The 21,745-nt window shown below is 72.0% G+C and carries 13 protein-coding genes; 7 read left to right on the top strand and 6 right to left on the bottom strand.

Annotated features, from left to right (window positions below):
- Nucleotides 1–541 precede the first annotated feature (541 nt).
- On the bottom strand, nt 542–1,093 hold the full coding sequence (locus tag ABZ880_RS40200) for a MarR family transcriptional regulator (RefSeq protein ID WP_361273937.1): 552 nt from the start codon (nt 1,091–1,093) through the stop codon (nt 542–544).
- 97 nt (nt 1,094–1,190) lie between these two features.
- Between ABZ880_RS40200 and ABZ880_RS40195 the strand changes: the two genes are divergently transcribed.
- On the top strand, nt 1,191–2,477 hold the full coding sequence (locus tag ABZ880_RS40195) for an MFS transporter (protein ID WP_361273958.1): 1,287 nt from the start codon (nt 1,191–1,193) through the stop codon (nt 2,475–2,477).
- On the opposite strand, the gene ABZ880_RS40190 is transcribed toward ABZ880_RS40195, so the two are convergent.
- Nucleotides 2,478–4,124 (bottom strand): SpoIIE family protein phosphatase, encoded by a 1,647-nt coding sequence (locus tag ABZ880_RS40190; protein WP_361273935.1) that lies wholly within the window; start codon nt 4,122–4,124, stop codon nt 2,478–2,480.
- Between the two features lie 223 nt (nt 4,125–4,347).
- The gene (locus ABZ880_RS40185) at nt 4,348–5,727 is read right to left on the bottom strand and encodes an NAD(P)/FAD-dependent oxidoreductase (RefSeq protein WP_361273933.1); all 1,380 of its coding nucleotides are present in this window, start codon (nt 5,725–5,727) and stop codon (nt 4,348–4,350) included.
- A 386-nt stretch (nt 5,728–6,113) separates the two neighbouring features.
- Between ABZ880_RS40185 and ABZ880_RS40180 the strand changes: the two genes are divergently transcribed.
- Together ABZ880_RS40180 and ABZ880_RS40175 are read left to right on the top strand one after the other, a co-directional pair.
- The gene (locus ABZ880_RS40180; RefSeq protein ID WP_361273930.1) at nt 6,114–6,881 is read left to right on the top strand and encodes a helix-turn-helix domain-containing protein; all 768 of its coding nucleotides are present in this window, start codon (nt 6,114–6,116) and stop codon (nt 6,879–6,881) included.
- 334 nt (nt 6,882–7,215) lie between these two features.
- Nucleotides 7,216–9,138: a sigma-70 family RNA polymerase sigma factor gene (locus tag ABZ880_RS40175; protein WP_361273927.1), complete on the top strand. Its 1,923-nt coding sequence runs from the start codon at nt 7,216–7,218 to the stop codon at nt 9,136–9,138.
- A 49-nt stretch (nt 9,139–9,187) separates the two neighbouring features.
- On the opposite strand, the gene ABZ880_RS40170 is transcribed toward ABZ880_RS40175, so the two are convergent.
- The gene (locus ABZ880_RS40170) at nt 9,188–12,580 is read right to left on the bottom strand and encodes a BTAD domain-containing putative transcriptional regulator (protein ID WP_361273924.1); all 3,393 of its coding nucleotides are present in this window, start codon (nt 12,578–12,580) and stop codon (nt 9,188–9,190) included.
- Between the two features lie 325 nt (nt 12,581–12,905).
- Complete coding sequence (locus ABZ880_RS40165) at nt 12,906–15,005, bottom strand: asparagine synthase-related protein (RefSeq protein ID WP_361273921.1); 2,100 nt, start codon at nt 15,003–15,005, stop codon at nt 12,906–12,908.
- A 684-nt stretch (nt 15,006–15,689) separates the two neighbouring features.
- Here ABZ880_RS40165 and ABZ880_RS40160 point away from each other — a divergent pair.
- From ABZ880_RS40160 to ABZ880_RS40145, 4 genes are all read left to right on the top strand, one after another.
- Nucleotides 15,690–17,114, top strand: a complete 1,425-nt coding sequence (locus ABZ880_RS40160) for an MFS transporter (RefSeq protein ID WP_361273919.1) — start codon at nt 15,690–15,692, stop codon at nt 17,112–17,114.
- Between the two features lie 91 nt (nt 17,115–17,205).
- Nucleotides 17,206–18,423, top strand: coding sequence for an L-2-hydroxyglutarate oxidase (gene lhgO / locus ABZ880_RS40155; RefSeq protein WP_361273916.1), 1,218 nt, complete (start codon nt 17,206–17,208; stop codon nt 18,421–18,423).
- 33 nt (nt 18,424–18,456) lie between these two features.
- Nucleotides 18,457–19,335: a tRNA (guanosine(46)-N7)-methyltransferase TrmB gene (gene trmB, locus ABZ880_RS40150; protein ID WP_361273913.1), complete on the top strand. Its 879-nt coding sequence runs from the start codon at nt 18,457–18,459 to the stop codon at nt 19,333–19,335.
- 72 nt (nt 19,336–19,407) lie between these two features.
- Nucleotides 19,408–20,727, top strand: coding sequence for a PrsW family intramembrane metalloprotease (locus tag ABZ880_RS40145; protein ID WP_361273910.1), 1,320 nt, complete (start codon nt 19,408–19,410; stop codon nt 20,725–20,727).
- 39 nt (nt 20,728–20,766) lie between these two features.
- Here ABZ880_RS40145 and ABZ880_RS40140 read toward each other — a convergent pair whose 3' ends face one another.
- The gene (locus ABZ880_RS40140; protein ID WP_361273907.1) at nt 20,767–21,714 is read right to left on the bottom strand and encodes an aldo/keto reductase; all 948 of its coding nucleotides are present in this window, start codon (nt 21,712–21,714) and stop codon (nt 20,767–20,769) included.
- Between the last annotated feature and the right edge of the window lie 31 nt (nt 21,715–21,745).

The following is a 21,745-nucleotide window of genomic DNA, read 5'->3' as shown; positions in this document are numbered from 1 at the left end:
ATCCGGCCGGAGACGGGGTATCAACTAATCTGGCGTTGATTTTTGGCACGCTGTTGAGTTCTCAAGGAACGGACGCTTCCTTCGTACTCACCCTCACGGGCTTTCCTCCGGGCGCTTCCCTTCGGTCTTGCGTTTCCGACTCTATCAGACCGTTTCCCGGCCCGATTTCCTCGGCGCTTTCCAGGTTCCCGCTTTCGCGTTTCCCTTTCCGGCGGATCCGACTCTATCAGATCCTTTCGGCCTGACCCCCAGTCAGCGGGGCTTGTCCTCACGGCCGTTGGGCCGTTCCGACGTTTCAAACCTTAGCGGATCCCTTCGGCAGTTCCTAATCGGGCTGCCGTAGCCAAATCGAATTGAATTCGGGCACGCCGAAATCAACCCGGTTGGGAGATCGTGCTGATGGTTTGGGTGCCGCTGATGCGGCGGAGGTGCTGTCGCAGAACCGTTACGGCCCCGTGGCAACCCGAAGAACTTTACGGATCCGGAAGGGGGCTGTCAAGCACCCCTTGTCAAGATCTTTTGTGCCGTCCCGAGCCGGGCGTCAGTCCAGGTCGCTGAGGCGGCCGCCCGCGTCCGGCTGGGAGTGTTCCACTCTACGCAGGAGGCGGGTGAGGACCTCGCCGAGGGTGGTGCGCTCCTCAGGGGAGAGGTCCTGGAGGAGGTCCTCCTCGAAGACCGTGGCCAGGCGCATCGCCTCGAGCCACTTCTCGCGGCCCTCCGCGGTCAGCTCCACGATCACGCGGACGCGGTTCGTCTCGTCGCGCTCTCTGGTGACCAGCCCCTCGCCGACCATGCGGTCGATCCGGTGGGTCATCGCGGCCGGCGTCAGGCCGAGGCGCTTGGCGAGATCGCTCGGGCCCATGCGATAGGGGGCGCCGGAGAGGACGAGGGCCTTGAGGACCTCCCACTCGGCGTTGCTGATGCCGAGGGCGGAGGTCTGGCGGCCGTAGGCGACGTTCATGCGGCGGTTCAGGCGGGAGAGGGCCGAGACGATCTTCTCGACCTGGGGGTCGAGGTCCCGGAACTCGCGCTGGTACGCGGCGATCTGCTCTTCGAGTGTCGGTTCGCCGAGGGTGCCGGGGGTGTCGCCCATGGTCGAAGTATGGCATGAACCTGCTTGGCGTTGAAGTTCTTCTAGGTGTACTGTTTAGCTTCTAAGTCTTCACTCCTAACTACTGAGAGAGGTGAACGTGACCAGGGCGATGGGCGCAGAGATGCGCCGGATCCACGTGGGTAACGCACTCAGCGCGTTCGGGCTCGGCTTCACCGTCCCCTACCTGTACGTCTATGTGGCGCAGGTGCGGGGTCTTGGAGCCATGACGGCGGGGCTCGTTCTCGCCGTCTTCGCCGTGGCCGCGCTGATCGTGCTGCCGTTCGCCGGGCGGGCCATCGTCCGGCGCGGTCCCCTGCCGGTCCTGCTCGCCGCCCTGGTCACCGCCGCCCTCGGGGCGCTGAGCCTGGGACTGGCGGGCAGTGCCACCGCCGTGCTGCTGTCGGCGGCTGCGCTCGGGGCCGGGCAGGCCGTGATGCAGCCGGCGCTGGCGACGATGATCGTGGACTGCTCGACCGCCGACACACGCTCGCGCGCCTTCGCCATGCAGTTCTTCCTGCAGAACCTGGGGCTGGGGGTCGGCGGGCTGATCGGTGGTCATCTCGTCGACGCTACGCGCGTCGACTCCTTCACCTTGCTGTTCTCCATCGAGGCTGCGATGTTCCTGCTGCTCGTGGGTGTGATGGCGACGGTGCGGATGCCGCGCTCGCCGCGCATCGGGGGAGCGCCCGCGCAGTCGGCCAAGGGCAGCTGGAAGCAGCTGCTCGGCAACCGGGCCATGGTGCAGCTGTCCGTGCTGGGGTTCGTGCTGTTCTTCGCCTGCTACGGGCAGTTCGAGTCCGGGCTGAGTGCCTACGGGGTCGAGGCCGCCGGGATTTCGACGTCCGCGCTGGGTACGGCGCTGGCCGCCAACACGCTGATGATCGTCGTCGCGCAGTTCGCCGTGCTGAAGTTCGTCGAGCGTCGGCGGCGGTCGCGGGTCATCGCGGCCGTCGGGCTGATCTGGGCCGTGGCGTGGGTCGCGGCCGGGTATGCCGGGCTCGGGCACGGCAGCCGGGAGATGGCCACGGCTGCGTTCGTGTCGACGTATGCGCTGTTCGGGCTCGGTGAGGCGATGCTGTCGCCGACCGTGGCTCCGCTGGTCGCCGATCTCGCGCCGAGCGGGATGGCCGGGCAGTACAACTCCGCGTTCGCCCTGGTGAAGCAGCTCGCGCTGGCCGTCGGGCCGGCGGTGGGCGGGCCGATGGGGGCCTCGCTGCACGCGCCGTACGTGGTGACGTTCCTGTTGTTCTCGCTGGGGATCACCTACCTGGCCCTGCGGCTGGGGCGTCAGCTCACCGCCGTACAGGATCGGCCGTGGCTCGGGAGGAGCCGGGTGGTTGCCCGGGGTGGGGCCGCTGCGGAGCCGGTGGTCGCGGAGGCGTAGTCAGGCCTTCGGAAGTACGAACTCGCACCAGACCGCCTTGCCTCCGCCGGGGGTCCGGCGTGATCCCCAGTTCGAGGCGATGGTCGCGACGATGGCGATGCCTCTGCCGGACTCGTCGGCCGGTTCCGCCCGGCGGCGGCGAGGGAGGTGGTCGTCGCCGTCGGTGACCTCGATGATCAGGCGGCGGTCGGTGCGGCGCAGCCGCAGCCGCATGGGCGGAGTGCCGTGCTGGAGGGAGTTGGCGACCAGTTCGCTGGCCGCGAGGACGCCCAGGTCGTGCAGCTCGGTCGGGAAGCGCCAGCTCGTGAGGACGCCGGAGGCGAAGGCACGCGCGCGGGGGGCCGCTTCGATGCCGCCCAGCAGTTCCAGGGCGGCGTTGCGGAACAGGTCGCTGTCCGGGCCCGTGCGGGACGGGTGCTGGAGGACCAGGACCGCCACGTCGTCGTCGTGGTCCGCTGTCACGCCTGCCGAGCGGACCAGGCGGTCGCAGACGACCTGGGGGGTGCCGGTCGCGCCGGACAGGGCTCGCTCCAGGGATGCGATGCCCTCGTCCAGGTCCTCGTTCCTCCGTTCCACCAGGCCGTCCGTGTAGAGGACGGCGGTGGAGCCGGGGCCGAGCGGGATCGAGCCGGACGCGTGCATCCAGCCGCCCGTGCCGAGCGGTGGGCCGGTCGGTTCGTCGGCGCGCAGGACGACGCCGCTCTCGTCGCGGACGAGGATCGGGAGGTGGCCTGCGGAGGCGTACACCAGGCGGCCCTCGTTCGGATCGTGGATGGCGTACACGCAGGTCGCGATCTGGTTGGCGTCGATCTCCGTCGCCAGGCCGTCGAGGAGCTGGAGGACCTCGTGCGGGGGGAGGTCGAGGCGGGCGTACGCGCGGACCGCCGTACGGAGCTGGCCCATGACGGCCGCGGCCCGTACGCCCCTGCCCATCACGTCGCCGATGACCAGGGCCGTGCGGCCGCCGCCGAGGGTGATGACGTCGTACCAGTCGCCGCCGACCGCGGCTTCCGTGCCGCCGGGCTGGTAGGTGGCGGCGATGCGCAGGTCGTCGGGCTGTTCCAGCTCCTGCGGGAGGAGGGAGCGCTGGAGGGTCACGGCCGTTTCGCGTTGGCTGCGTTCGCTGGCGCGGAGACGTTCGGCGGCTTCGGCGTGGTCGGTGACGTCCGTGGCGAAGACGAGCACGCCCGCGTGGTCGCCTTCTGTCACCGGGGTGCAGGTGAACGTGTAGGAGCGGCCGTCGGGGGCCTTGCGGGACTTGAGGGTGCGGGGCTTGCCGCTGCGCAGGACCTGGTCGAGGAGCGGGAGCAGGCCCAATTCGTCGAGTTCGGGGAGGGATTCGCGGGTGGGCTCGCCGAGCGGTCGTACGCCGAAGGCCGTCACGTAGGCGTCGTTGATGTACGCGACCCGGTGGTCCTGGCCGTGGACCAGGGCCACGAGGGCCGGGACGCGGTCCAGGACCTCACGGACGGGCAGGTCGTCCACGGCCGGTACGGGGCGGGCCTCGTCGGTGAGTTGTTCGGCGCGGGCCGCGGGGACGGAGCTCGCGGACTCGGCCGGCCGGTCCGGGGCGGCCGTGTGATCGGTCCGCGCTGCTGCGCGGCGCTGCGTTCCGGGGAGCCGGGCGCTCCAGCGCGTGAAGTTCACGAATCCTTGCCTCGTGTCGTCGTCTTCGGCGTCTTCGGCCGACTCCGGACCCGGCCGGAGGGCTGGGGCGTGACGCCCCCGGGATGCAGCACGGTGGGGAGAGCCTCTTGGGGTTCGAGGGCGAGCTCTGCTCGCCCTGGGGGCGGGGATCAGTCTGGCAGTGTGGCCTACCGATGCGACATTCGTGTGACGCCTAGCCGGTCGGTGGAGTTCCTCGGTCCGGTCAGGACGACCCCTTCGGGTCGTTCGCCGGGTCGCTAGGAGGCTTTCCACCGGCCGCGAGTTCGAACTCCGCGCGGGGATGTTCGAGCGAACCGAGGGAGACGATCTCCCGTTTGAAGAGGCCCGAAAGCGTCCACTCGGCGAGGACGCGGGCCTTGCGGTTGAAGGTCGGCACCCTGCTGAGGTGGTAGACGCGGTGCATGAACCAGGCAGGGTAGCCCTTCAACTTGCGCCCGTAGACGTGGGCGACGCCTTTGTGCAGGCCCAGGGAGGCGACCGAGCCGACGTACTTGTGCGCGTACGTCTCCAGGGGTTCGCCGCGCAGGGAGTGCGCGATGTTGTCGCCGAGGAGCTTGGCCTGGCGGACCGCGTGCTGGGCGTTGGGCGCCGTCTCCTTGCCGGGTTCCTCGGCGGTGACGTCGGGGACGGCGGCGGCGTCTCCCGCCGCCCACGCGTGCGTGACGCCCTCGATCGTCAACTGGGGGGTGCATTTCAGCCGACCCCGGCCGTTGAGGGGGAGGTCGCTCGCGGCGAGCACCGGGTGGGGTTTGACGCCGGCCGTCCACACGACCGTACGGGTCGGGAAGCGGGATCCGTCGCTGAGTACGGCGACCCGGTCCGCGCAGGATTCGAGGCGGGTCTCGAGGCGTACGTCGATGTTGCGGCGGCGCAGCTCGGTGACCGTGTAGCGGCCCATCTCCTCGCCGACCTCGGGCAGGATGCGGTCCGAGGCCTCGACGAGGATCCACTTCATGTCCTCGGGGCGGACGTTGTGGTAGTAGCGCGCGGCGTAGCGGGCCATGTCCTCGAGTTCGCCGAGCGCCTCGACTCCGGCGAATCCACCGCCGACGAAGACGAAGGTGAGGGCCGCGTCGCGGATCGCGGGGTCGCGGGTGGAGGAGGCGATGTCCATCTGCTCGATGACGTGGTTGCGCAGGCCGATGGCCTCCTCGACCGACTTGAATCCGATGCCGTGGTCGGCGAGGCCGGGGATCGGCAGGGTGCGCGAGATCGAGCCGGGGGCCAGGACGAGTTCGTCGTACGTCAGCTGCTCCGGGCCCGCTCCCTCCTCCTCCGTGGCGAGGGTGGTGAGGGTGGCGGTGCGCTTGGCATGGTTGATCGACCGGACCTCGCCGATGACGACATTGCACTGGTCGAGGACGCGGCGCAGCGGTACGACGACATGGCGAGGGGAAATGGCACCGGCGGCCGCCTCGGGAAGGAACGGCTGATAGGTCATGTACGGGTCGGGAGTGACGACCGTGACCTCGACCTCGCCGCGCCGGAGTTCCTGTTTCAGCTTCCGTTGCAGGCGCAGGGCCGTGTACATCCCGACGTAGCCGCCGCCGACAACGAGAATGCGCGCACGTTCCTTCACCATCCCATGACGCACCCAGCGCTCGAGTTTGTCCACAGCCTCGACAATTTGTGTGACCGCCTGCCGGGGACGCCCAGGGTTGGCCGAATTGCCGGAGTAGTCGGAAACCATGCAGGTCAGGGGTTGCGCGCCGGGTGACCTTGGGCGGAACATTCGGGATATATGCGACCCGTACTCCGATCGGGGGGCGCTCCGTGCGGAACCTGCCCCTTCTGAATTGACTCCCTCTCAACTATGTTCGTGTGTCGACGGGGTGTAGGGGGATGTGCTCATCGCTCATCGGGTCCGCGACGGGCGGGCCGGTGAACCGGGCTTGTTCCCACGTCCCGGCAATCAATGAATGGCGGGGAGAGTCTCCGGGGGGAGACGTCATTACCGGGGGATCGCTTATGCATGTTCAGGACTCTCATTGGTCGTCCGCGTCTGCTCTGACATCGGGCGGCATGGTGAGCGCGGCGGCGGGCAACGGACGCGGAGACGGTTCGCGTTCGACGCCGCTGCGCGTGGATGCTCAGCGCAATCTGGAACACGTACTGCGCGCGGCGCGCGAGGTCTTCGGCGAGCTGGGGTACGGCGCGCCGATGGAGGACGTGGCGCGGCGGGCGCGGGTGGGTGTGGGGACCGTGTACCGGCGGTTCCCGAGCAAGGACGTCCTGGTGCGGCGGATAGCCGAGGAGGAGACCTCCCGGCTGACCGACCAGGCCCGGGCGGCGCTCGGCCAGGAGGACGAGCCGTGGTCGGCGCTCTCGCGCTTCCTGCGGACGTCGGTGGCCTCGGGCGCGGGGCGGCTGCTGCCGCCGCAGGTGCTGCGGGTCGGCGTCGCGGACGAACGTGCCGACGGCACGGTGTTCGACGAGGCGCGGGTGCCGCAGCAGCGGATACAGCCGGGCACCGGTGAGCTGCGGCTGGTCCCCGAGGGGAACCCGGGGGTGTCCGCGGACGACGACACGGGTGCGGCGGCGCTGCTCGAAGTCGTGGGCCAGCTCGTGGAGCGGGCGCGCGCGGCGGGTGAGCTGCGGGCCGACGTGTCGGTGTCGGACGTACTGCTGGTGATCGCCACGGCGGCGCCCTCGCTGCCGGACGCGGCTCAGCAGGCTGCGGCCTCGGCTCGGCTGCTGGACATCCTGCTGGAGGGACTGCGGTCGCGGCCTGCGTGAGTGCGCGGCCTGCGGGGTGTGTCGACGGCGCCTTCGGTGGCCGGTGACATCTCCGGTGACCGGTGACTCGAAGGGGTGACGGTGGGGCGTGGGCGCTGCGCAGCCCGCGCGCCCGGCGTAAGCGGGAATACGCCGGGCATTTCCGACATGCCGCCCAACTTCCGCCTGGTGAGCGTCATTTGAGCCTTCCCCGAATGGGTGACGGCTAGTACTTCGGCATGACAAGTCCCCACGGATGAGTGGATGGCCGCAGGGCGGGGGGCCTGGACAAAGCCGATATGGCACTCTGACCCGGTGTTCGGGACTGGTTGGGCAGGCGGCGGGGGCTTCCGCGATGAGCTTTGACGGGCGGGACGAGTCACTGGGTGAAGGTGACGCGGAGGCCGGCGGTCCGCCGCAGGTGCCGAGTCAGGGCGGGCGCGCGGGCATCCCGCAGCGGGGCCGCCCCGCGGAGGCCGAGATCCCGGCGCAGGGCGGCGAGCCCGTCCAGGGCAGCGTCCCGGCACAGCGCGACCGGCGGGAGGACAGCGGCGTCCTGCCGCCGCCCCGGGAACTGCCGCCCTCCGACGCCGACCTGATCACGCGGATGCGCTCGGGCGACGACACCGCGTACGAGGAGCTGTACCGCCGCCACGCGGCCGCGGTGCGCCGGTACGCCCGCACCTGCTGCCGTGACGCCCACACCGCGGACGACCTCACCGCCGAGGTGTTCGCCCGCATGCTCCAGACGGTGCGCGGCGGCTCCGGCCCCGCGCACGCCGTACGCGCGTATCTGCTCACCACCGTCCGACGGGTCGCCGCGAGCTGGACGAAGTCCGCGAAGCGGGAGCAACTGGTCGACGACTTCGCGGTGTTCGCCGCCCAGGCCGCACGCTCGTCCGAGGTGTCCGACGACACGCTCGACCTGGGCGCGGATGTGCGCGCGATGCACGAGGCCGAGCAGTCCATGGCCATGCAGGCCTTCCGGTCGCTGCCGGAGCGCTGGCAGGCCGTGCTGTGGCACACCGAGGTCGAGGACGAGTCGCCGAGTGAGGTCGCCACGCTCTTCGGGCTGGACGCCAACGGCACGCGCGTGCTCGCCAGCCGCGCCCGCGAGGGCCTCAAGCAGGCCTATCTGCAGGCCCACGTCAGCGCCGCGCTCGCCGACGACGAGGAGTGCGCACGCTACGCCGACCGGCTCGGCGCCTTCGCCCGCGGCGGTCTGCGCACGCGTGCCGAGCGGGGGCTGCGCAAGCACCTGGAGGAGTGCGCCAAGTGCCGGCTGGCCGCGGGCCAGATCAAGGAAGTCGCCAGCGGCATCCCCGGTGTCGTGCCGGTCGCGGTCATCGGCTGGTTCGGTGCCGCCGGGTACGCCAAGGTGGCCGCGCTCATCGCCGGCGGTACCGGAGCGGCGGGCGCGGCGGGCGCGGCCGCGGCGGCGAGCGGCAGTTCGTCCGGCGGGGCGGGTGCCGGTGGTGCCGCGGCCTCCGAGGGGCTGGGGGCGCCCGCGAAGGTCGGTATCGCCGCCGGTGTCGTCGCCGCGACGGGCGTGGCGGTGGCCCTCGCGCTGTCCGGGAGCCACAGCCCGGCCAGGAAGCCGGACGCCAAGCCGCCCGCCTCCTCGCCGATCGTCCGGCCGGGGTCTCCGAAGCCGACGCCGACGCCGCCGAAGAAGCAGCCCGAGCCGAAGCCGCCGGTGATCGTGCCCGCGGCGGCCCCCTCGCCGACACCGACCTCGCCCCCGACTCCCCGGCCGAAGCCCACCCCGACGCCGACTCCGACCCCCACCCCCACTCCGAAGCCGACCCCGAAGCCCACGCCGACTCCCACTCCCCCGCCCGCCCCGGTCGTCTACCAGTGGAGCGAGCTGTCCTACGACGTCAGCGGCGACGGCACCAAGCCCGAGATGCGCATCGGTGAGAGCAGCTGGGTCTGGCAGCGGTACGGCATGTCGATCGCCGACAAGCAGTACGCGCACGGCGTGACCGTGCACGGCGAGTCCTCCGTGACCATCGACCTCAACCGCACATGCTCCGCCTACGACGCCATGGTCGGCGTCGACGACATGACCCTGGGGCTCGGCCGGGTCTCCTTCTCCCTGTACGCCGACGGCGTCCGGCTGTGGAAGTCCGGGACGATCCGGGGCGGCGACCCGGCCGTCCCGGTGCATGTGGGTCTCGCCGGGCGCAGGACCGTACGGCTGGTGGTTCAGCCGCACACCGCCTTCGACTCGGTGGCGGTCGCGGACTGGGCCGAGTCGAAGTTCACCTGCTCGTAGCGGCCGGGAGGCGGCGGCCCGGGGCAAGGCACGGCAGGGTACCGGCGGGTTACGGGGTCCGCTCGGCGGTGTGGTTGCGCAGGGCCTCGCCGAGTTCGCCGAACAGCTCGTCGTCGGTGAGGGCGCTGCCCCTGGCGTACTCCGCCTCGTACCGCTCCTCGCCCAGCGCGGCGCGGGCCGCCGTCTCGGCCCGTTCGGCGTCCGCGCCCTCCGGCATGAGGCGTGGCAGGCCGTCGCGCCAGCGGTCCGCCGCCGCGAGCAGGCGGACCACGCGCGTGTGGTCGCCGAAACCGGCCAGCAGTCCTGCCGTGGTGTCCAGGAGCGTCGCCTTGATCATGTCGGCGCAGCGCCGCTCCACCGCCTCGCGGAGGGTGTCGGCCAGCATCGGCAGTCCACGCTCCGGGCCCGACTCGGCGACCGTCACCAGGGCGTCGACCGCGTTGAGCATCACCATGAACTGTGGTGGCGGGGTGCCGCGGCCGGTCTCCGCGCGGGCCGCCTCGCACAGCTCACGCGCGCGGGCGGTGTCCTTCTCGTCCAGCGCGAGCTGGGAGCGCGTGAGCAGGACGAACGCCTTCGAGTCCGTGACGGCGTACTGATCCGCGGCGGTGCTCGCCTCGTCCAGCATGCCCACCGCGGTCCCGCGGTCGCCCCCGCGGTAGGCGATCTCGGCGAGCCGGGCCAGGAGGAACGGCGTCTCGGCGTACGCGCCCACCTCGTACGCGAGCCGCAGCGCCTCCTCGTACTCGGCCTTCGCCTCGCCCAGGCGGCTGCGGGCCATGGCCGCCTCGCCGGCCGCGCTGCACACCTGGGCGCGCATCCAGCGGTCGCCCACGCGCCGGCTGATCACCCTTAGCTCCGCGAGGTCCTCGTCGACGCCCTGCATGCCGCCCGGTGAGTCGACGGCCATGTGCGTACGGAACATCAGGGCCACGCCGATCGCCCAGTCGTCGCCGTGGGCACGGCAGTGGGCGACGGCGATGTCCATGGCGGCGCGGATGTCCAGCGAACTGTCCAGGATGTAGGTCGTCAGCGGCCAGCCCAGTCCCGGCATACGGGCCGCCTCCGGGCCGCCCCGCTCGTAGAACTCCTGCAGCAGACCGGCGTACCGGCGCAGTCGCTCGTCCAGGAGGCCGTCCATCGGCTCCGACTCGGACGTCAGGAAGAGGTGCAGCATCCGGAGGTTCATCCGGGCGGTGTGGAGGGGGTGGTGGATCTCGGCGTACGGAGCGGCGAGGTAGGTGTCGACCGGGTCCACGGAGTCGAGGGCGTCCGGGGTGATGAGTACTTCGGTACGGCCAGGGCCGATGGGGTCGGTGGGCTCCGCACGACCGGTGGAGGTCGGCGCGAGCGTGGGGGTGCTGTCCAGGAGTGCGCCCACGCGCAGGGCCTGGACCACCCAGGCCGCGCCCTCCTGGCGGTAGTTGCGCAGCCACCAGAACCAGCCCATGGCCAGGACGACGGCGGCGGCCTCTGCCTCGGCGCCCGAGGTGACGGCCCGGTGGAGGGCCGCGCGGATGTTGTCCAGCTCCCTCTCCAGGCGGGAGATCCACGGGAGTTGGCCGGCGGAGCGCAGCAGGGGCTCGGCCTGCTCCACGAGCGCGCGCACCCAGTCGCGGTGTCTGCGCTCGGCCGCCGCGCGCAGGCCGGGGACCTCGGCGGCGCGCTCCACCGCGTACTCGTGGATGGTCTCCAGCATCCGGTACCGCATGCCGCCGTCCTCGGCGGAGCCGTCCCGCTCGGACGGGGTGGCCACGATCAGGGACTTGTCGACGAGCGCCCCGACGAGGTCGGCAGCCGGGCCGGTGCACACGGCCTCCGCCGCCGCGAGGTCCCAGCCGCCGGCGAAGACGGACGCCTCGCGCAGCACCGTGCGCTCCCTTTCGTCGAGCAGGTCCCAGGACCAGTCGACGACCGCACGGAGGGTCTGCTGGCGGGGCAGGGCCGTACGGCTTCCGGAGGTGAGGAGGCGGAAGCGGTCGTCGAGGCGGTCGGCGATCTGGCGGGGTGTGAGCAGCCGTAGCCGGGCCGCGGCGAGCTCGATGGCGAGCGGCAGGCCGTCCAGGCGGCGGCAGATCTCCTCCACCGCCTCCCGGTCGCGCAGCACGGTGTCCGCGTCCGGGCGGACGGCGGACGCGCGCTCCTCGAAGAGGCGCTGCGCCTGGTCGGGGACGAGGGGCTCGACCGGGCGCACCGACTCGCCGGGGACGCCGAGGGGTTCACGGCTGGTGGCGAGGATCGTGAGCCCCGGGCAGCGGGTGAGCAGCGTCTCGGCGAGGGCGGCGGCTGCGTCAATGACATGTTCGCAGTTGTCAAGGATCAGGAGTTGGCTGCGCGGGGCGCAGTACTCGACGAGCAGGGCGAGCGGGTCGTCCTGCGGGGCCGTCAGCTCGGTGGTCATCAGCACGGTCTCGCGCAGACCGAGCGCGCTGACCACCGCTCCGGGCACCGCCTCCGGGTGGTCGAGCGGCGCCAGCTCGACCAGCCACGCCTGGGGAAGCCCGGCGGCGGCTTCCTCGGCGAGGCGGGTCTTTCCGGAGCCGCCCGGGCCGGTGAGGGTGACGAGTCTGGCCCTGTGCAATTCGGAACGGATGGCGTCGAGTTCTGGTTCCCGGCCCACGAAAGAGGTAAGGCGGGGACGGAGGTTGCCGGTGCGTTCGAATTGTTTGGGGCCGGTCGGTGATCGGGGCGCTGTGGGCTGCTGCTCTTGCTGTGGAGGGGTGGGGGCCGGGGTGAGCAGTTCGGCGTGCAGGGCGCGTAGTTGGGGGCCCGGGTCGGTGCCGAGGTGGTCGGCGAGGGTGCGGCGGGCCGTCTCGTATGCGGCGAGGGCGTCGGCGTCGCGGCCCGTTTCGATCAGGGCGCGGATGAGGAGGGCGTGCAGCGGCTCGTCGTACGGGTGCGCCGCGGTGAGTTCCTTCAGGTGCGGTACGGCGGTGTGTGCGTTGCCAAGGCGTAGGTCCGCGTCGATGCGGGCGCGGGTTGCCTCCAGGTGCAGGGCGTCGGGGCGGGTGGCGGCCGTACGGTCGGGGAGGTCGGCGAGGGCGGGGCCGCGCCACAGGGTCAGGGCGTCGTCCAGGGTGTGGGCGGCGGTTTGCGCGTCGTCCCGGGCCAGGGCCGCCGTGCCCCGGCGTATCAGGCATTCGAAGACGAACAGGTCTACGTCGTCCTCGGTTGCCTCCAGGCGGTAGCCGCCGGGGGTGGAGGTGATCGCATCCTTGCCGAGCGTGCGGCGGAGGCGGGCGATCAGGGCCTGGAGGGCGGCTGGGGCGTCGTGGGGTGGGGAGTCCGACCAGACCTCGTCGATCAGGGTGTCGAGGGGGGTGGGACGGCCCGGGCGCAGGGCGAGGGCGGTGAGCAGTGTGCGGAGGCGGGGGCCGGGGATGGGTACGGCGGTGCCGTGGTCGTCCTCTGCCTGGGTGACGCCCAGGATTCTGTACCGCACCGGGTCATTGTCGCTGGCGGTGTGGGGTGGGGCACGGTGTTTTGCGGGGTGGGCGGGTGGCGCTGCGGTATGCCGGGGGGTTTTCGTCCGCGCCGCCCCCACCCGTCCCGTCCCCAGGGGCTCCGCCCTTCGACCCCACCAGGGGCGATGCCCCTGAGCCCCGGCGGGGACTTCGTCCCGTGCACCCCTTGCGGGCCCGCCGGAGCGCAGGGATCAGGGACGCCGGCACCAGCCTCGAACACCGGGCGAACCGCATGCCCCGACCCGTACCGAAAGCTCACGCCCCCTCGGCCTGCGACCAAAGGCCGCACGCCCTACCCCCCGCTCACGCAACCCCCGCCCCACCCCCCGAAGCCAGCGCACCCCGCTGCGGCGTGATCCCTGCCGGTACCGCTCGCTGACGGGCCGGGGTGCCTGTCCAGCAGGTTCCTCGGCGGGCCAGGAGGCGGCGTAGCCACAGTTCCAGGGAGACCAGGTCTGCCAGGCCGTCGAGGGGGAGGGGCTCACCTTCCGCCGCTGCTCGCAGGGCCTTGCGGACGACCCTTGCCTCGACCAGGCCCGCCTCCGCGAGGAGCGGGGTTCCGAACAGAGCCATCAGGGAGTCCGCGGCCACCCGGAGACCGGTACGGGCCGCCACCGCCGCGGAGGCGTGGGACGGGGCGCCCCAGCCGGGCGGGAGGTCGCGGACGCCGGCGCCCTCCAGGACCGTACGGAGGATGGCGGCGCGGGCGCCCGGCTGGACGCGCAGCGCCTCGGGGAGGGCTCGGCAGGCGCGGACCACCTGGTTGTCGAGGAACGGGGCGTGCAGGCGTTGGGAGCGGATCTCGGCTGCTTGCTCCAGGACGCGGAGATCTGCCGCGTGGCGGGCCAGCGCCGCACGCGCGCGGTGGTCGCCCGGACGTTGGCCCGGGCCGACCCCCGAGCGGTTCGTGGACGCCTGCAGGCGAACCGATACTTCAGCTAGCGCCTCGCCCGTGAGCCAGCGTGCCGCCGGGCCCGGTCTGGCCCAGGTGAGGGCGGCGAGGGACGCCCCGACCGCTCCCCCGGGCTCGTCGAAGCGGCGCTGCAGCAGGCGGTCTGCGAGGACTTCCAGGCCCGTGCGGTACGGCGTGCGGGCGAGCTTGCGGGCCGCGCCGTACACGCGCGCGGGGACGAGCACCGAGCCGTCCGCCTTCGCGAGCGCCGCCACGGGGCGGACCAGGTGGCGTCGTTTGCGGTCCATCAGGAGGTCGGCGAGGCGGGCCGGGTGGGCGTCCAGGACCTGGCGGGCGCCGTACCCGGTGAAGTGGTCCGCGCTGCCGGACGCCAGCCGGGCCCGGTGTCTCGCCGCCGTCACCAGGCACTGGCCCGGCTCGTCCGTCAGCGGACCGTCCAACTCCGCATAGGGGAGGGCTTCTTCGCCGCCGGTCACCACCACATGGTGCAGGCGGGGGTTGGCCGCCAGGGTGCCCGCGCGTTCCAGTTCCGCCTCCCGGCCGCCCACCGCCAGGTCGTTGAAGGTGACCGCCAGCAGGCGTTCGCCCGCGCCCGTGCCATGGCCCAGGACCGTGCCCGGCATGCCGGGGAGGCCTGCGGCGAGGAGGGCCAGCGTGCCTGAGGCCGGGCCGCCCGAGAGGTCCGCGCCGATGCCCGCGACCGGCATCCCGCGCGCGGCGCGGCGCTCGGCCGGACCCATGCCGGGCACCGGACCGGGGTCTATGTCGGCACCGGGGACGTGCCGCGGCGCCGACAGACGCGCGCGTACCGCCTCCACCAGCGCGTCGCGCACCGCGTCGACCGCACTGTCCGGGTCGGCCGAGGGCGCCGCCACCGCGAGGGAGGCGACCGGCTCGTACCCGGCGATCTCACGTGCTCCGGCGCGCAGGATCAGCGCATGTCCCGGCGGAATGCGCCGTACGCCGTCGTAGGGCGTCGAGTCGTGCAGCGCGGCCGGTACGTCGGGGGCCGCCAGGAGGGCCGCAAGGTGACCGAAGTCGAGGTTGGCCTCGATGAGGTCGGCGAGCGGGAGGGCCGCCGTCGCGTAGGCCGTGCCGCCCGCCCAGGGGGTGTAGAACACCGGGCGTGCGCCCGCCAGATCACCGCAGACGGTGATGCGGCGGCCCACCTGGACGACCGCCGTGTAGCTGCCCGACCACGCCGTCAGATGGCGCAACGCACCCCCGCGCGCGGCGAACAGACCGACCCTCAACTGCTCGTCGGAGGCCCCGCACGTGCCCAGGACCGCAATCCGGGTCTGGGCGTCGGCCTTGACCACCCGCACCTCGTCGGGGCGCCAGTCCCCGACCGCCCACAGCGGATCGGGGTCGCCCCAGAGGAGTTGGGAACCCACCGGGTGGACGGTCTCGCCGTCGCTTCCCGTGGCCCCCGCGGAGCCGATCTCGGCGGCCACCGCGGAGGTGCTGCTCCACCCCACCAACCACCGCATCGACGCCTCCACAGGCTGTGGACAACCAGTGCACCGTACGAACTGGTTCACCATGCTGCCATGAAGAACGCGTCGCGGAGGGGCGGTGGAGCCGCTTGCGATCCCTGGAACGCGCCCGGGCGCCCACCCTGCGGGGGATGGCAACACCCGCACCCGACAAGGCGTCTGCGACGTGAATGCGCCCCCGAAACGCTCCCCGAAAACGCCCTTCGCGCCCTCAAGTCCCATGGTGGGAGCGGTATTTGCTCGCGAAGTACGGGGGCGATTTTCGGCCAAATAAGCGAAACGGGGACAGGTGTGGACACGCTCCGTACAGGCTCTGCGCACCGCTGACCCGCGCGCGCAGCCCGGGAGATGGAGTCCACCTCCCGGACCGGTCCGCCGCCCGCGGGGATGGAGGCGGCGGTGTCCCCCAGCCCACTGGATCCAGTACAGCGGGCCGACCCACGCATCAACCATGGAAGCGCTCCCCCGATGGCCGGAGAAGAGCGCACGGACGGGCGCACGGCCACACAGCGGGAGCACGACGCAACTGCGCGTATCGGGCCCGTACTTCAGTACGGACCACAATCCCGCCATCCGGAACTATGCCCCTTAACGCTTGGGATGCGGCGAACTACGCTGGGTTTACGAATGCCGCGTGGTTATGCCAGCGCGGCAGCCGTCTGTGTCGAGGGGTGGCGCATGTCCAGGGAGCAACGCGGGCCGAACGAAAAGCTCGGCGCCGTTCTCGCCCTCGCGGGAATCAGCAACGCAGGACTCGCGCGTCGCGTCAACGATCTTGGCGCTCAACGCGGGTTGACTCTTCGCTACGACAAGACCTCGGTGGCGCGCTGGGTGTCGAAGGGCATGGTGCCGCAGGGTGCCGCGCCGCACCTCATCGCCGCCGCGATCGGCCAGAAGCTCGGCCGCCCGGTGCCGCTCCACGAGATCGGACTGGCGGACGCGGATCCCGCACCCGAAGTGGGCCTCGCCTTCCCCAGGGACGTAGGACAGGCGGTGAGGTCGGCGACGGAGCTCTACCGTCTCGACCTCGCCGGGCGCCGGGCCGGCTCCGGTGGCATCTGGCAGTCGCTGGCCGGATCGTTCGCAGTAAGCGCATACGCAACGCCTGCCTCACGGTGGCTGATAACCCCGGCCGACAGTTCGGTCGCGCGCGAGGTGAACTCCGCCGAGGGTTCCGGCGCACCGCTCAAAGTCGGCCACAGCGATGTGCAGAAGCTGCGGGAGGCCGCCGAGGACGCCAGGCGCTGGGACTCCAAGTACGGAGGCGGCGACTGGCGTTCGTCGATGGTGCCCGAGTGCTTGCGGGTGGAGGCGGCGCCGCTGCTGCTCGGCGCGTACTCGGACGAGGTGGGCCGGGCCCTGTTCGGCGCCTCCGCCGAACTCACGCGCCTTGCCGGGTGGATGGCCTTCGACACGGGGCAGCAGGAGGCCGCGCAGAGGTACTACATCCAGGCGCTCCGGCTCGCGCGTGCGGCAGCCGACGTGCCCCTCGGGGGGTACGTACTGGCGTCGATGTCCTTGCAGGCGACGTACCGAGGCTTCGGCGACGAGGGCGTCGACCTCGCGCAGGCCGCTCTCGAGCGCAACCGGGGGCTGGCGACCGCCCGCACCATGAGCTTCTTCCGGCTGGTCGAGGCACGGGCGCACGCACGCGCGGGTGACGCGCAGGCGGCGGGTGCCGCCCTGAAGGCCGCGGAGGGCTGGCTCGAGCGGTCCCGGGAGGGTGACAACGACCCGTCCTGGCTCGGCTTCTACTCCTACGACCGGTTCGCCGCCGACGCCGCGGAGTGCTACCGGGATCTGAAGGCGCCGCGTCAGGTACGGCGGTTCACGGAGCAGGCCCTGTCGAAGCCGACGGAGGAGTTCGTACGGTCGCACGGGCTGCGGCTCGTCGTGTCCGCGGTCGCCGAGCTCGAGTCCGGCAATCTCGATGCGGCGTGCGAGCAGGGCGTGCGGGCGGTGGAGGTCGCGGGGCGCATCTCTTCGGCTCGCACCACCGAGTACGTGAAGGATCTTCTGCACCGGCTGGAGCCGTACGGGGACGAGCCGCGGGTCGTGGAACTGCGGGAGCGGGCGAGGCCCCTGCTGATGGCCCCCGCCTGAGCCGGGACCGGTCCGGGAAACCCGAGTCCCTCCCGCGTTTGAAGTGACTGTCAGTGGCGCAGTGCACTATCGGTAGTGGGAGGTGGTGCAGGTGCGGCCGGAGATCGCTTACGACTGTGACGTGCTCGTGATCGGCGGTGGGATCGTAGGGCTGTCCACCGCGTATGCGATCGCGCGCGCCGCGCCCGGTACGCGGGTGACCGTGCTGGAGAAGGAGAGCGGCCCGGCGCGGCATCAGACGGGGCGCAACAGCGGGGTGATCCACAGCGGGATCTACTACCGGCCGGGGTCGCTGAAGGCCCAGTACGCGGTGCGGGGCGCCGCCGAGATGGTCAAGTTCTGCGCGGAGTACGGAATCGCGCACGCCGTCACCGGCAAGCTGATCGTCGCGACGGAGCGGGAGGAGCTGCCGCGCCTGCACGCGCTGGTGCAGCGCGGCCGGGAGAACGGGATTCCGGTACAGGAACTGGGCTCGGCCCAGATCGCGGAGTACGAGCCGGAGGTGCGCGGCCTCGCGGCCATACACGTCGGGACGACCGGGGTGTGCGACTTCGTGGGGGTCGCCCGGCAGCTGGCGGAGGCCTCGGGCGCGGAGATCCGGTACGGGGCGCGGGTCGAGCGGATCGACCGGCGGCCGGAGCTAGGGGTCGCCGTCCGGACGGCGGGCGGTGAGGTCGTACGCGCGCGTGTGCTGGTGAACTGCGCCGGGCTGTACTGCGACGAGGTGGCGCGGCTGACCGGGGACGAGCCCGAAATGCGGATCGTGCCCTTCCGCGGGGAGTACTTCGAGCTGGCGCGGCCCGAGCTGGTGCGGGGGCTGGTGTATCCGGTGCCGGATCCGGCGTTCCCCTTCCTGGGGGTGCACCTCACGCGCGGGATCGACGGAGGCGTGCACATCGGGCCCAACGCCGTGCCGGCGCTGGCCCGCGAGGGGTACGGGTGGGGGATCGTACGGCCGCGGGAGGTGGCCCGGACGCTGGCGTGGCCCGGCGCCTGGCGGATGGCGGGGCGGCACTGGCGGTACGGGACGGGTGAGCTGCGGCGGTCGGTGTCCAGGACGGCGTTCACGGGAGCGGTGCGGCGGTTGTTGCCGGCGGTGGAGGAGGGGGACCTGGTGCCGACGGCGGCCGGAGTGCGGGCGCAGGCGGTGCTGCGGGACGGGACGTTGGTGGACGACTTCCTCATCAAGGAGGGGGCGCGGGCGGTGCATGTGCTGAACGCGCCCTCACCCGCGGCGACGGCTTCCCTGCCGATCGGGCGGGAGGTGGCGCGCAGGGCGTTGGCCGTGCTGGGCTCCGCAGGAAGCTGATCATGACGGCGTCCCAGTAAAATCGACCCCACTGTGTCTGACTCTCTCAACGTCCCCGAAGCCCCCCGGCCCGCCGACCCCAGCTCTGGCGGCGGGCACCACAGCCACGTCCCCGGTGTGTCCGTCCGGCACACCCGGACCAAGGGGGAGCCCCGTTTCCCCGATGGACCGAAGGCCGATCCCGCCGGGTCGCACTTCGAGCGGCGGATCCGCAGTTTCCAGCCGCGGCGAAGCCGGGTGACGGCCGGGCAGGCGGACGCGCTGCAGCGGCTGTGGGCCAAGTGGGGGCTGGACATCGACGGGCAGCGGACCATCGACCTCGTCGAGCTGTTCGGGAACAGCGACCCCGTCGTGCTCGAGATCGGGTTCGGGATGGGCGAGGCCACCGCCCAGATGGCCGCCGCGGACCAGGGGACGAACATCCTCGCCGTCGACGTGCACACCCCGGGGCAGGGGAACCTGCTCAATCTCGCCGACCAGAACGGGCTGTCCAACGTCCGCGTGGGCAACGGGGACGCCATCATCCTGCTCCGCGAGATGCTCGCTCCGGACGCCCTCGACGGGCTGCGCGTCTACTTTCCCGACCCCTGGCCGAAGAAGCGGCACCACAAGCGGCGGCTCATCCAGCCCGAGTTCCTCGACCTCGCCGCCGCCCGGATCAGACCCGGCGGGATCGTGCACTGCGCGACCGACTGGGAGCCGTACGCCGAACAGATGCTCGAAGTGCTGACGGCGCATCCGGAGTTCGAGAACACGCAGCCCGAGGGCGGTTTCGCGCCGCGTCCCGACTTCCGGCCGCTGACCCGTTTCGAGGGCCAGGGACTGGACAAAGGACATGTCGTGAACGACCTGCTCTTCCGTCGCGTACAGCACCGCGTACCGCCTCACCACCAGCCCCCCACCGGCGCCTGACAGCCCCTCGCCCCTGCGGGTGGGCCGGACATACCGTCGCGGGTGGCGCCCTCCCTCGTTAGGGTCAATGCCGTGGCCACCTATCCCTCGTACCCGACGCATCCGCCGCACCCCGGCGGCCCGGCCGGCGGTGCGCTCAGGCACGCTCACTGGTGGCAGCGCAGATGGGTGCGGTACGGCGCGCTCATCACCCTGCTCGCGCTCTCCGGGCTCGTCATCCTCGCCCTGGTCCGCGAACAGACCGGCACCGAGGGGTTCCTGGTCGGGCTGGGGCTCGCCGTCCTGCCCGTGCCGCTGCTCATGGCCGCCTTCCGCTGGCTCGACCGCGTCGCCCCCGGGCCCTGGAGAAACCTGCTGTTCGCCTTCGCCTGGGGCGCCTGCGCGGCGGCGCTGATAGCGATCGTCGCCAACAGCTTCGCCACGAAGTGGATAGCGACGGCGACCGCCGACCCGTCCAGCGCGGACACCCTCGGCGCGACCGTCATAGCGCCCATAGTCGAGGAGTCCGCGAAGGCCGCCGCCGTCTTACTCGTCTTCCTGTTCCGCAGACGGGACTTCACGGGGATCGTCGACGGGGTGGTGATAGCAGGGGTCACGGCCACCGGCTTCGCGTTCACCGAGAACATCCTCTACCTCGGTACCGCCTTCGGGACCGACCAGCTCACCGGCGACCGCGGCATCGCCTCCGTGACCGCCGCGACGTTCTTCGTGCGCGTCATCATGTCCCCGTTCGCGCACCCGCTCTTCACCGTCCTGACCGGCATCGGCTTCGGCCTGGCGGCGCTCTCCGCGGAACGCCAGCACCTGCGCCGCGTGATCGTCCCGCTCTCCGGCCTGCTGCTCGCGATGAGCATGCACGCGATCTGGAACGGCTCCTCGACCTTCGGCGAGTACGGCTTCTTCGCGGTCTACGCCGCCTTCATGGTCCCCGCGTTCGGCCTGCTGACCTGGCTGGTCATCTGGACCCGGCAGCGCGAACTGCGCACCGTCCGCGAGGAACTGCCCGCCTACGCCGTCGCCGGCTGGCTCACCCCGGCCGAGCCCTACGCCCTCGGTTCGATGCGGGCCCGCCGGCTGGCCCGCCAGTACGCCGCCCACCACTTCGGCAAGCACGCGGCCAGGGAGGTCGCGCAGTACGAGGCGTACGCGACCTCCCTGGCGTTCCTGCGGCACCGGGGGCGCCGTGGCCGCGCCGGCGCCGACTTCGTCGTACGGGAACGGGAGTTGCTGCACGAGCTGTGGAGCCGGCGCGAACTGGCGCGGCCCGCGCTGGACCACGCGGCGCGGGCCACGGCGCCCCCGGTGCCCGTGGTGGCGCCGCCCTGGCCGATGTACGGGGTGTACGGGTACCCGGCGATGCCGAATCCCGCGTACAACCCGTACCGGTCGTAGTACTCGGAAAGAACGGGCGCAGTACGCGAAAGGCGGGCGTCAGGCCGACGCCGCCGTCAGGCGGGCGACCTCCGCCTCGGTGAGCGTCAGCTCCCCCACCCCCAGCAGCGCCGGCAGCTGCTCCACCGTGCGCGCGGAGGCGATCGGGGCGGCCACCGTCGGCTGGGCCGCGAGCCAGGCCAGTGCCACCGTCGCGACCGGGACCGCACGGGAGCCGGCGACCTCGTCGAGGGCGGCCAGGACCTTGCGGCCGCGTTCGGTCTCCAGGTGCTTGCCGGCGCCGGCCTGCGCGCGGGCGCCCTCGACCGTCGTCCCGGGGCGGTACTTGCCGGTGAGGAAGCCCGAGGCGAGGGCGAAGTACGGGACGGCGGCCAGGCCGTACCGCGCGGCCAGGTCCTGGCGTCCGCCCTCGTACGTCTCGCGCGAGACCAGGTTGTAGTGGGGCTGGATGGCCACGTACTTGGCCAGGCCCTCGCGGTCGGAGAACTCCAGGGACTCGGCGAGCCGCTCGGCGGAGATGTTGGACACGGCGATGTAGCGCACCTTGCCCGCGCTCACCAGCTCGTCCAGCGCGCCGATGATCTCCTCGACCGGCACTTCGGGCCTGTCGAAGTGGGTGTAGTAGAGGTCGATGTGGTCGGTGTCGAGGCGGCGCAGGGAGGCGTCGGCGGCGGCCTTGATGTTGGCGGCGGTGAGGCCAGGGAAGTCGGGGTGCTGGCTGACCTTCGTGGCGATCACGACGTCGTCGCGGTTGCCGCGCGCCTTGACCCACTTGCCGATGATGGTCTCGGACTCGCCGCCCACGTTGCCGTCGACCCACGCCGAGTAGGAGTCGGCGGTGTCCACGAAGTTGCCGCCCGCGGCCGCGTAGGCGTCGAGCACGGCGAAGGAGGTGGCCTCGTCGGCGGTCCAGCCGAAGACGTTCCCGCCGAGGGAGAGCGGGAAGACCTCGAGGTCGGAGGAGCCGAGCTTGCGAAGAGAAGTCATGTACTACGTCAACGGGCGTGCCGGAACAGTC

The sequence above is a fragment of the Streptomyces sp. NPDC047043 genome (assembly GCF_040644055.1).
Taxonomy (GTDB): domain Bacteria; phylum Actinomycetota; class Actinomycetes; order Streptomycetales; family Streptomycetaceae; genus Streptomyces.
This window is presented reverse-complemented; position numbering and strand designations above follow the sequence as displayed.